Raw genomic sequence first — 9,362 nt, 5'->3', positions numbered from 1 at the left:
TAATTAAAACCCCCCTTTTTCAAGGGAGGTTTTAGGCGTAAAATACGCAATATTGTCCTTACATCGAAGAACCCAAACCGGCATAAGCACCGTAGAAGAAAAGGCTCAAAATGCTCAGAGCACCGAGACCTGCGACAGTAGCTACCAGCCACAAAGGAATTCTGCCACTTTCACTAAACATAGCGATCACCTCACTAATTCACAGCTAAACAAATTGGATTGAATCACAGAGATTGAACTGAACCACCAGTTAGTTAAAGAAATAACTGGAGAACAAAATCCCCAACACAAAAATCAGCAATAAACCCAAATAAAGAGAAGTCCGGTTTAACTCGACTGGCTGCTCGTTGGGATTAGGGGCGCGTTCAGGCATTATAAACTCCTATCGTTGAATAAATTGCATTGCTGCGATCGCGCCCAAAAAGAAAATCGTTGGGACACCTAAAGTATGAACGGCCAACCAGCGTACCGTAAAAATCGGATACGAAATTGGCTCATTGTTTGGCGTTCTGCTCGTCATTTTTCCAAATCCTTGTAAAATTACTTGCCAATGAACTGATCTACTTGTTTCTTAGCTTCAAAGCGATCCGAGATAATCGGAACTTCTTCGCGCTGCTCTGTGAAATACTGGTTAGGGCGAGGAGTTCCGAAAGCATCGTAAGCCAAACCAGTTTGCACAAACAGCCATCCAGCAATAAACAAAGCTGGAATGGTGAGGCTGTGAATTACCCAATAACGGATGCTTGTAATAATGTCCCCAAACGGACGTTCTCCAGTTGTACCGGCCATTTAGAATCCTCCTTTCAACAACAAATCGACAGACAATCTCTATTACTATTCTACTATCAAGCAGCTTGCGCTGAACCTTGATATTTAAGTAGAGTACCGCTCGCACCAATCACGAATCCGCGATCGGGGCCCATAAAGACAATCCTGTAAAAATTAGCAGGAACGTCCTCAACTTCACGGTCTTTTTGCCAAGTTTTCCCGCCATCCAAACTGCACAGCAAATTGCCGCCGCCGCCGGCTACCCAAACTTCATTATCAGTCCGGTAAGCCATGTCTAGCAAACCCCAACTCGCTTTGCGATCGGGAAAAAACGGTTTTCCCCAACCTTCAGGATTGGACGGATCGCTAAACTGAATCTGACCGCCGCGGGCGAGCATCCACAAACGCCCGTCCTTGGTAAAGCCCATGTTTTGCAAGCGGCGAGAACTATTGCGGTTGTGGGGTTCCCAAGCTTGTTGTCCTGGTCTCCACACGGAGTAGAAATTACCTTTCGAGGATACCGCAACATACTGCCCGTCTTCCGAGCGGTTGATATTGCGAACTACCCCAAAAGAATCTTGCACGATCGCTTTCCAATTTTTGCCACCGTCAGAAGTCCGGTAAATCGCCCCGACATCCGTCGTCATATCAGCCGTATTTGGGCCAATAGCGGCGATCGTACTCGGAGAACCTGGTAACTGAGAGCTTAAAGCAATCCGCGTCCAAGACTTGCCCTCATCTTCTGTGTGGAGCAAAACCGAAGGCTGACCGACAATCCAGCCTTCGGAACCGGAAAAACTCACCGACGCAAAACGCGATCTCGGCTCGTCTATATCCAGTGCTACTGGCTTCCAGTTAGTCCCGCCGTCGATCGTTTCAAACAGAGTCGCCTCAGAACCAACAACCCAGCCGTGCTGGGCATTTCCCGTAAAGGCAATATCCTGTAAATTAGCTTCTGTTGGCAAGGAAATCACTTGCCAAGGGTTGTAACTCACAGAACCGATCGTGCTGCAACTCGTACAGATGAGTGCAGCCGCCAATAACATTACAATTCGTTGCCAAAATCTCACAATCGTTTTACTGCAAACCATACATACTAAGTAACAACAAGAAACCAACGACCAAGCCGCCAAAAATCAGCAAACTTTTTTGACCTTCGGTCATGCCGTTGACGCCGACACCGTAGCGCTGATTTGCTTTAAATCCCGATACTCCTTCCATCTGACCCAGATTTTGAAAGACCGACTTGCGGCCCGCGCAAACGGGACAAACCCAAGTAGCGGGCAAATCTTCAAAAGCCGTGCCAGGGGCAATGTCATTTTTAGGATTCCCTTTTTTCGGATCGTAGACGTAGCCGCAGGCGCGGCACTCGTGCCGATCGAGGGTCTTAGTCTCAGTGGCTCGATCGCTCATAGTTCCAAAAAGAGTAGGTCAGTTGACACTCTCCGGGCTTTAGCCACGGAGATTCTTAAGACCACAATTTGAGTCTTAAAGGCGCTGACAAATCGCCTCTACACGCTCAAAACAACTACTAACACCAGAAGTATTGCAATTGCGCTTACTTTGATCTTTTTATACTTTCAGAGTCCATCACGCCCGCCAGTTAGGTACGCTCAACAATTCACTATTGCTTGTTTAACTCTCGCTACGATCGAGTCGAGGCGAGCTAAATCAGGAGTTACACCTTTTGATATTGTTTCAACACGTAGATGGTTGTTCTTACTTGCCTTTCTAGATCTTCTAACGCGAAGCCGTCCTAGAAGGACGGGGCTTCAGACCCATTTTGTTGGTGAAGTACCTCAACTAAGCTTCGTTATAGTTGGGGCTGCCAACCAACACTCAGATTAGGACGGTCTTATTCGTCTTCGAGGTTTCCCGTCTCAACCGCCGATACCACGTTAGGGACACCACAAGGGTGTTCGACACAAAGCGTCGATGATGGTCTTACTCAGCGTCCACAGGCAGCCGCCCGTCTTCCACAGGCAGTTAGAATATCGTTTACCCAATCCTGAGATTGCGGTTTTATTAAAATATACATTAAAAATTATTGCAGAAGATGGACAATTAATCTCGATCGACCAGTAATTTCTGTTACCGAAAAATTGGGCCTAAAGCCCCGTGTCCCGATCGGACGGCTTTTATGATAAGTTATGTATTTATGTATTGTTGATTCGCGAGATGTAAAAATCCGGTCTCAACTGTATAAATCCAAAAAATCTCAAATAAGTTGGGGCATCAACTATCGTGCTAGGCAATATCAGACAAGCCGTGCTTGCTTTTGCTGTTTAAATCCACAATCCCCATGCCTTTAGGTTGGGGAGTATGTCAAATAACCCTTTCACAGAGGCAGTAATTATTCACCGTGTTTGCACTTAGCGGCTACGAGTATTTTTTAGGCTTCCTGTTAATTTCGAGCCTAGTGCCTATCCTCGCCCTCACGGCGTCTAAGGTACTGCGGCCCAAAAGTCGTCCCTACGACCGACGCACTACCTACGAATCTGGCGTTGAGCCGATCGGCGGAGCCTGGATTCAGTTCAACATCCGATATTATATGTTCGCCCTGGTCTTCGTCATCTTCGACGTAGAGACCGTATTCCTCTACCCTTGGGCGGTTGCTTTCAACCAGCTAGGACTCTTGGCTTTCATCGAAGCCTTGTTTTTCATCACGATCCTCGTTATTGCTCTTGTATATGCATGGCGCAAAGGAGCCTTAGAATGGTCTTAAGTTCTGATACATCACAAAAATCCCTAATTGTCAATCCGGCAGAGCGGCCGCAAGTCACATCCGAATTATCAGAGAACGTCATCCTAACCACGGTTGATGACATCTATAACTGGGCGAGACTTTCCAGCCTGTGGCCGTTGCTTTACGGCACGGCTTGCTGCTTCATCGAATTTGCAGCTTTGATTGGTTCGCGCTTTGACTTCGACAGATTCGGCTTAGTACCGCGATCGAGCCCCAGACAAGCTGACCTGTTAATCACCGCAGGTACAATTACCATGAAGTACGCCCCCATCTTGGTGCGGCTGTACGAACAAATGCCCGAACCCAAGTACGTGATCGCCATGGGCGCGTGCACGATCACCGGTGGAATGTTCAGCGTAGACTCCCCCACAGCAGTCAGAGGCGTTGACAAACTTATCCCCGTAGATGTGTACATCCCCGGCTGTCCCCCGCGTCCCGAAGCGATTATTGACGCAATTATCAAACTGCGGAAAAAAATCGCCAACGACTCAATGCAAGAAAGGGCTAACTTGTTACCGACTCACCGCTACTACACCAGACCCCACAAAATGAAAGTAGTAGACGACATTTTGGATGGCAAATATTTGTCAATTCCCGGGCGGATAGCCCCACCGAAGGAGTTGACGGAAGCAATGGGAATGCCCGTACCGCCCGCCCTGCTTGCAGGACAAAAACAGGAGGTACAACGTGGCTGAGACAGAATCTGCGATTGTTGAAGCTGGGAAGGTTTCTCAGTGGTTGACTCAGAATGGCTTCGATCACGAGGCTTTAGCTGCTGATAATTTGGGTGTGGAGATCTTAAAGGTCGATCGAGAATTCCTAATTCCGATGTCAACAGCACTGTACGCCTACGGGTTCAATTATATGCAGTACCAGTGCGCCTACGACCAAGGCCCTGGACAAGATTTAGTCAGCGTCTACCACTTGGCTAAATTGACGGACAACGCTTCGCACCCCGAAGAAGTCCGCGTCAAAGTATTTATTCCCCGCGAAGATCCGAGAGTTCCATCAGTTTACTGGATTTGGAAAGCAGCAGATTTCCAAGAGCGGGAATCCTACGATATGTACGGCATCGTCTACGAAGGACATCCAAATCTGAAACGGATTTTGATGAATGAAGATTGGGTAGGCTGGCCGCTGCGGAAGGATTATATTTCCCCTGATTTCTACGAACTGCAAGACGCTTATTAAGCGAGTTTTGCGGGGGCGGGTTTAGAGCATAAAATTTGACTTTTGGAGTTTAGTTTTGTGTAAAACCCGCCCTGTGTTTTTTGATCTCTTGCTGTAGGGCGACGTTTTGTGATATTCTTAGTCTAAGAATGCTAATACCTCCGCATGACCTCAAACCCAAGTAGCAAACTCATTAATGATAGCGATCGATCGAATAATTGAAACCGATCGAAGTTTCTACGTCAATGCTCCCAAGCGTTCGATCGCCAGCTTAGCCTAGTAGGTTGTAAAGTATAAGGGTATAGCTATAAAAACACCTATGACACTCACCCTCACTCTCACACCAGAAATAGAGCAATACTTAACACAAAGAGCAGAAGAGCAAGGGCTTTCGACAGAAGCATACACTCTGCAACTGCTGATAGAACATATTATTCTAAAACAAAAGCAGACAAAATCGGTTAATCTGCTTCAGTCTTGGATGGATGAAGAAGATGCCGAAGAGCAGCAAGAAACAGGTCAGTATCTGATTCAGGCTCTTGATGAAGATCGTTTGTCCGATCGCCAGCTATTTCCTATTGAATTAAAAGGTGTAAGTTGGTGAGCAGAGTCGTTGTTTTGGATGCAGGGCCAATTGGTTTAGTTACGAATCCAAAGCTATCTCCTGAAAGCACCCTTTGTACTCGCTGGTTACAAACACTTATTACATCGAATATTCGAGTGATTATTCCCGAAATAGCCGATTACGAAGTTCGCCGAGAATTGCTGCGGGCAAACAAGGTAAGGGGTATTGCTCGATTAGATGAATTAGCTAACTCGCTGGAGTATTTACCCATTACAACTGCTGCTATGCGGCAAGCTGCGATGTTTTGGGCACAAGCTCGTCAGCAAGGACAACCGACAGCAGGTGATAAGACGATTGACAGCGATATGATTTTGGTAGCACAGGCGATGACTCTTGATGTTGTGGATGTTGTCATCGCGACAACGAATGTTGGTCATCTTTCTAGGTTTGCGATCGCCGATTTATGGCAAAACATCAATCTCGATTGAGATTCTGGTGCTGATTGGAGAGATACTTGCATCTGCACGACTCCACGGTTAAAGTGAAATTGGAGGCAGAGCCTCTGGATCTGCGTTACCAGGCAGAGCCTGGGAACAAGTAAACGAGTAAAGCTTTGCGGCTAAATCTACCTCAATCTGAGTACATCCTAAACAATGGTGAAGTCAATTCTTTTTGATTTAGATGGAACACTGCTCGATCGGGATGCCTCGGTTGAACAATTCATCGCAGCACAGTACGAAAGGCTTACTGCTCACTTGAGTCATATTCCCAAAATCGACTATGTTACCAGATTCATTGAGCTAGACTGTCGGGGTCATGTTTGGAAAGACAAGGTTTATCAAACTCTGGTTACAGAATTTGAAATTGGAGGAATGAGTTGGCAGGCATTACTTGATGATTACGAGACCCAGTTTCAGTTTCATTGTGTTCCATTTCATTTTCTCGTTGAGATGCTAAACGTGTTAAAGCAGCAAGGCTACTTGTTGGGCATTGTGACAAATGGATTAAAACATTTTCAAACTCGTTCAATTGCAGGGCTAGGGATTCGAGACTACTTTGATGTTATTCTGATTTCTGAAGTAGAGCAAGTCAGAAAACCGGAATCGGAAATTTTTCAGAGAGCCATGAATCGATTAGGAGTATCAGCCCTGGATAGTGTTTTTGTGGGAGATCACCCCGAAGCAGATATCCTAGGAGCAAAAAGTGCAAAGATGCGGACAATTTGGAAACGCAACTCGCATTGGATCGAGGCAAAAGAGGCAGATGCAATTATCGACGAACTCAGTGAAATTCCCTCGATAATTGAACAATTCAAGAGTAGTTGATAGCCAGCTAACAAACCCACCAATATTCATTAAAAGTATATGTTCATAAATTCTGCAAGACTTGCTATATGACCACTTTGACCGTAGAAATCCTTTGTTCTGAGGCAGCAATATTCTCAGCCGCCGAGTCTCAACACCCAGAACCTTTGCTTTACGGCATCACAGACGGAAAGGCTGTTGGAACATATTTGGAGCAAAAGTTCAGACTCTATCTCAAGCAGCAATATGAATTTATAGATGGCAATTCAGCAAGTGGCATCGATTTCCCAGGGATATTGGTTGACGTGAAGGTAACAAGCGTTAGGCAACCGCAGTCGTCATGTCCTTTCAAATCTGCAAGGCAAAAGATTTTTGGGCTGGGATATTCACTGATTATCTTTGTTTACGAAAAGACAGACAACAGTACAAATCGAACTGCAACACTGAATATTCTGCATACAATTTATGTAAGTGCCGAAAGAACAGCAGATTTTCAAATGACCCGTGGAATTAGGAATATTTTAGACAACGAAGGTAACAAAGATGATTTGCTGGCTTTTCTGCTTGACAGAAATCTACCAGTTGACGAAATTGAAGCCGATAAAATTGCCGACGAAATACTGAGAAATCCACCATTGCAAGGTTTTTTGACCATTTCTAATGCGTTGCAGTGGCGACTTCAGTATGGAAGAGTCATTGAGCGCGCTGGACAACAGGAAGGCGTTATCGCAGTTTATAAATCTAACCGATGAGTTCCCACGATCGCAAAACAAAACTAGAATATGGCGATTTTCAGACACCGCCGGCATTAGCCGAGATGGTATGTCGAAAATTAGTAGAACTTAATATCAATCCTCGCACCATAATTGAGCCGACGTGCGGTGTCGGTAATTTTATTCAAGCTGCTGCACTTTCGTTTCCATCCGCAGACAAGATTATCGGGGTTGAAATAAATCATAATTACTTAACACAAATTAGACTCAATAACCAATTATTTCAGGATGAGAGATGTGATATTTGGCACGGAGATTTCTTTGAATTTGATTGGGAATTATTAATCAATCAATCCACTGATAGACTGCTTGTACTCGGCAATTTTCCTTGGGTGACAAACTCACAACAAGGAACTTTTGGTAGCGAAAATTTACCTAAAAAAAACAACTTTCAAAATCACAAAGGCTTAGATGCTCTCACAGGTAAGAGTAACTTTGATATCTCAGAATGGATGCTGATTCAGGCGGTGCAATGGCTGCAAAACCGCGATGCTGATCTGGCGATGCTTTGCAAGACTTCGACTGCTAGAAAGTTATTGAATTACCTTCACTGTCAAAAACTCAATCTCGCTGAATGTGCAACTTACACAATAGATGCTAAAAAATATTTTGATGCAAATGTTGATGCTTGTTTGTTAGTCTGCAAATTTGATGCTGACTCGCGAAACTACTTCTGTGATGTATTTAGCAGTTTAGAAACTTCGGACTGTCACCGAATTGGATATCACAACAATCTCCTAGTTAAGGATATAGATGCTTTCAGTAAATTGAGCGATTTATATGCTGTGAATTCAGGGACAAAATGGCGATCGGGTGTAAAGCATGACTGTTCTAGTGTAATGGAATTTAAGAAAATTGACAATTATTTTGTAAATAAATTGGGAGAAGTTGCTGATATTGAGGAAACTTATCTGTTTCCCATGATTAAAGGATCTGGTGTTGCTCAAAATCGAATTAATGCTACCGATCGCTATATGCTAATTACTCAAAAAAATATCGGGGAATCAACGGAAAATATCCAAAAAATTGCCCCTAAAACGGGGCGATATCTGGAGTCTCGCGGGCAATATCTAGATAATCGAAAAAGCAAAATTTATGAAAATAACCCTAGATTTGCGATTTTTGGAGTGGGCGATTATACCTTCAAACCTTGGAAAATTGCGATCGGCGGGCTTTATAAAAAATTGGAGTTTAGGTTAATCGGCGAAATCGCTAATAAACCTGTAGTTTTTGATGATACTGTTTACTTCCTAAGTTTTGATGATGAGGGAGTTGCACGTCAAACTTTTGAGCTTTTGAATTCATCGGCTGCAATTAAGTTTTATTCTGCGATCGTATTTTGGGATGAAAAGCGTCCGATCAAATCGAGTGTCTTAAATTGTCTGAATCTGGCACTGCTGGCAGATTCGGAGTTTGTAACCGCAGATGCACGCGGATGAGTATAGTTCTGCTATTTTTGACCGAATACGTAAAAAGTGGTGATATCGTTCCAAATTCCTTGCTGGGTTTGCAATGCTTCTATTTCTGCTTCAAATTCGGCCTTGGCTTGTGCTAATTGCTCGGTTGAAAGTGTTGATAACGGCGGCGGATATTGTCCAGGGGCGGGATGAGAATTTCCGGCCCACATTGCTTTTGCTTTTTCTAAACTGATATAGCTGCCATCTTGTTCGATTTTAATTTCTATCTGTTTAAATCCTGCTTTTTCGAGCAGGTTTCGGCATTTTTCAACAGTGCCTGTGGGTTTGCTCATATTGAAGGAAATGCCGTATTTTTCGGCTACTTTCTGCGTCACAACTCCGCCTACAAAAGCGGTGTCGGCAAAGGCATGAAAGCCAATTATTCCTCCTGGTTTGAGAAATCGATGCCAGTGAGTGAGGGCTGCGTGCAGATTAGACATCCAAATGAAGGCTGAAGAGCAAAAAATGCGATCGCAAACATTACGTGGTAAGTCGATATTTTCGGCATCCCTTAGCAAAAATTCTGTATTATTAAGCTTTAATTCGAGAGCTTTTTTTCTGGCTACATCGAGCATTCCA

Annotated in this window: 16 protein-coding genes; 9 read left to right on the top strand and 7 right to left on the bottom strand. The window is 44.4% G+C overall.

Features of this window, described 5'->3' with window-relative positions; genetic code table 11:
- Positions 1-58 precede the first annotated feature (58 nt).
- The 6 genes from JGK20_RS30120 to JGK20_RS30095 form a co-directional block, all read right to left on the bottom strand.
- Positions 59-181, bottom strand: coding sequence for a photosystem II reaction center protein J (locus JGK20_RS30120; RefSeq protein WP_293175784.1), 123 nt, complete (start codon positions 179-181; stop codon positions 59-61).
- 69 nt (positions 182-250) lie between these two features.
- Entirely contained in the window at positions 251-373 is a 123-nt protein-coding gene (locus JGK20_RS30115) for a photosystem II reaction center protein L (RefSeq protein WP_293175782.1), read from the bottom strand.
- A gap of 9 nt (positions 374-382) precedes the next feature.
- Complete coding sequence (gene psbF / locus JGK20_RS30110) at positions 383-520, bottom strand: cytochrome b559 subunit beta (RefSeq protein ID WP_006635504.1); 138 nt, start codon at positions 518-520, stop codon at positions 383-385.
- Between the two features lie 20 nt (positions 521-540).
- Positions 541-789, bottom strand: a complete 249-nt coding sequence (gene psbE, locus JGK20_RS30105; RefSeq protein WP_293144446.1) for a cytochrome b559 subunit alpha — start codon at positions 787-789, stop codon at positions 541-543.
- 56 nt (positions 790-845) lie between these two features.
- Positions 846-1,859, bottom strand: coding sequence for a photosynthesis system II assembly factor Ycf48 (locus JGK20_RS30100; RefSeq protein WP_293175780.1), 1,014 nt, complete (start codon positions 1,857-1,859; stop codon positions 846-848).
- Entirely contained in the window at positions 1,846-2,181 is a 336-nt protein-coding gene (locus JGK20_RS30095) for a rubredoxin (protein WP_293175778.1), read from the bottom strand. The genes JGK20_RS30100 and JGK20_RS30095 overlap by 14 nt, the downstream gene beginning before the upstream one ends.
- Positions 2,182-2,703: 522 nt before the next feature.
- Here JGK20_RS30095 and JGK20_RS30090 point away from each other — a divergent pair.
- From JGK20_RS30090 to JGK20_RS30050, 9 genes are all read left to right on the top strand, one after another.
- The gene (locus JGK20_RS30090; protein WP_293175776.1) at positions 2,704-2,853 is read left to right on the top strand and encodes a hypothetical protein; all 150 of its coding nucleotides are present in this window, start codon (positions 2,704-2,706) and stop codon (positions 2,851-2,853) included.
- Positions 2,854-3,130: 277 nt separating this feature from the next.
- A complete protein-coding gene (gene ndhC, locus JGK20_RS30085; RefSeq protein ID WP_006635500.1) occupies positions 3,131-3,493 on the top strand; it encodes a photosynthetic/respiratory NAD(P)H-quinone oxidoreductase subunit C in 363 nt (120 codons plus the stop codon).
- The gene (gene ndhK / locus JGK20_RS30080; RefSeq protein ID WP_265233759.1) at positions 3,484-4,209 is read left to right on the top strand and encodes a photosynthetic/respiratory NAD(P)H-quinone oxidoreductase subunit K; all 726 of its coding nucleotides are present in this window, start codon (positions 3,484-3,486) and stop codon (positions 4,207-4,209) included. The genes ndhC and ndhK overlap by 10 nt, the downstream gene beginning before the upstream one ends.
- Positions 4,202-4,705, top strand: a complete 504-nt coding sequence (locus JGK20_RS30075; protein WP_293175773.1) for an NAD(P)H-quinone oxidoreductase subunit J — start codon at positions 4,202-4,204, stop codon at positions 4,703-4,705. The genes ndhK and JGK20_RS30075 overlap by 8 nt, the downstream gene beginning before the upstream one ends.
- Positions 4,706-5,003: 298 nt before the next feature.
- Positions 5,004-5,288 (top strand): hypothetical protein, encoded by a 285-nt coding sequence (locus JGK20_RS30070; RefSeq protein WP_293233220.1) that lies wholly within the window; start codon positions 5,004-5,006, stop codon positions 5,286-5,288.
- The gene (locus tag JGK20_RS30065) at positions 5,285-5,737 is read left to right on the top strand and encodes a nuclease (RefSeq protein ID WP_293233218.1); all 453 of its coding nucleotides are present in this window, start codon (positions 5,285-5,287) and stop codon (positions 5,735-5,737) included. Before JGK20_RS30070 ends, JGK20_RS30065 begins: the two co-directional genes overlap by 4 nt.
- A gap of 165 nt (positions 5,738-5,902) precedes the next feature.
- Entirely contained in the window at positions 5,903-6,574 is a 672-nt protein-coding gene (locus JGK20_RS30060) for an HAD family hydrolase (RefSeq protein ID WP_293233216.1), read from the top strand.
- 68 nt (positions 6,575-6,642) lie between these two features.
- Positions 6,643-7,305: a restriction endonuclease gene (locus JGK20_RS30055; protein WP_293233214.1), complete on the top strand. Its 663-nt coding sequence runs from the start codon at positions 6,643-6,645 to the stop codon at positions 7,303-7,305.
- On the top strand, positions 7,302-8,765 hold the full coding sequence (locus JGK20_RS30050) for a class I SAM-dependent methyltransferase (RefSeq protein WP_293233212.1): 1,464 nt from the start codon (positions 7,302-7,304) through the stop codon (positions 8,763-8,765). The genes JGK20_RS30055 and JGK20_RS30050 overlap by 4 nt, the downstream gene beginning before the upstream one ends.
- A gap of 11 nt (positions 8,766-8,776) precedes the next feature.
- On the opposite strand, the gene JGK20_RS30045 is transcribed toward JGK20_RS30050, so the two are convergent.
- On the bottom strand, positions 8,777-9,362 hold a 586-nt coding region (locus tag JGK20_RS30045; protein WP_293233210.1), incomplete at its 5' end, for a class I SAM-dependent methyltransferase.

It is taken from the genome of Microcoleus sp. PH2017_05_CCC_O_A (assembly GCF_020738785.1).
Lineage (GTDB): Bacteria > Cyanobacteriota > Cyanobacteriia > Cyanobacteriales > Microcoleaceae > Microcoleus.
The sequence above is the reverse complement of the archived record's forward strand: the minus strand, read 5'-3'. Positions and strand labels throughout refer to the sequence as shown.

Bases quoted from the DNA above. Each gene is read 5' to 3' on its own strand.
- JGK20_RS30090 (WP_293175776.1), top strand. From the start codon at position 2,704: ATGATGGTCTTACTCAGCGTCCACAGGCAGCCGCCCGTCTTCCACAGG.
- JGK20_RS30050 (WP_293233212.1), top strand. From the start codon at position 7,302: ATGAGTTCCCACGATCGCAAAACAAAACTAGAATATGGCGATTTTCAG.
- psbE (WP_293144446.1), bottom strand. From the start codon at position 789: ATGGCCGGTACAACTGGAGAACGTCCGTTTGGGGACATTATTACAAGC.
- JGK20_RS30055 (WP_293233214.1), top strand. From the start codon at position 6,643: ATGACCACTTTGACCGTAGAAATCCTTTGTTCTGAGGCAGCAATATTC.
- JGK20_RS30100 (WP_293175780.1), bottom strand. From the start codon at position 1,859: ATGGTTTGCAGTAAAACGATTGTGAGATTTTGGCAACGAATTGTAATG.
- ndhK (WP_265233759.1), top strand. From the start codon at position 3,484: ATGGTCTTAAGTTCTGATACATCACAAAAATCCCTAATTGTCAATCCG.
- JGK20_RS30070 (WP_293233220.1), top strand. From the start codon at position 5,004: ATGACACTCACCCTCACTCTCACACCAGAAATAGAGCAATACTTAACA.
- JGK20_RS30060 (WP_293233216.1), top strand. From the start codon at position 5,903: ATGGTGAAGTCAATTCTTTTTGATTTAGATGGAACACTGCTCGATCGG.
- JGK20_RS30120 (WP_293175784.1), bottom strand. From the start codon at position 181: ATGTTTAGTGAAAGTGGCAGAATTCCTTTGTGGCTGGTAGCTACTGTC.
- psbF (WP_006635504.1), bottom strand. From the start codon at position 520: ATGACGAGCAGAACGCCAAACAATGAGCCAATTTCGTATCCGATTTTT.
- JGK20_RS30115 (WP_293175782.1), bottom strand. From the start codon at position 373: ATGCCTGAACGCGCCCCTAATCCCAACGAGCAGCCAGTCGAGTTAAAC.
- JGK20_RS30095 (WP_293175778.1), bottom strand. From the start codon at position 2,181: ATGAGCGATCGAGCCACTGAGACTAAGACCCTCGATCGGCACGAGTGC.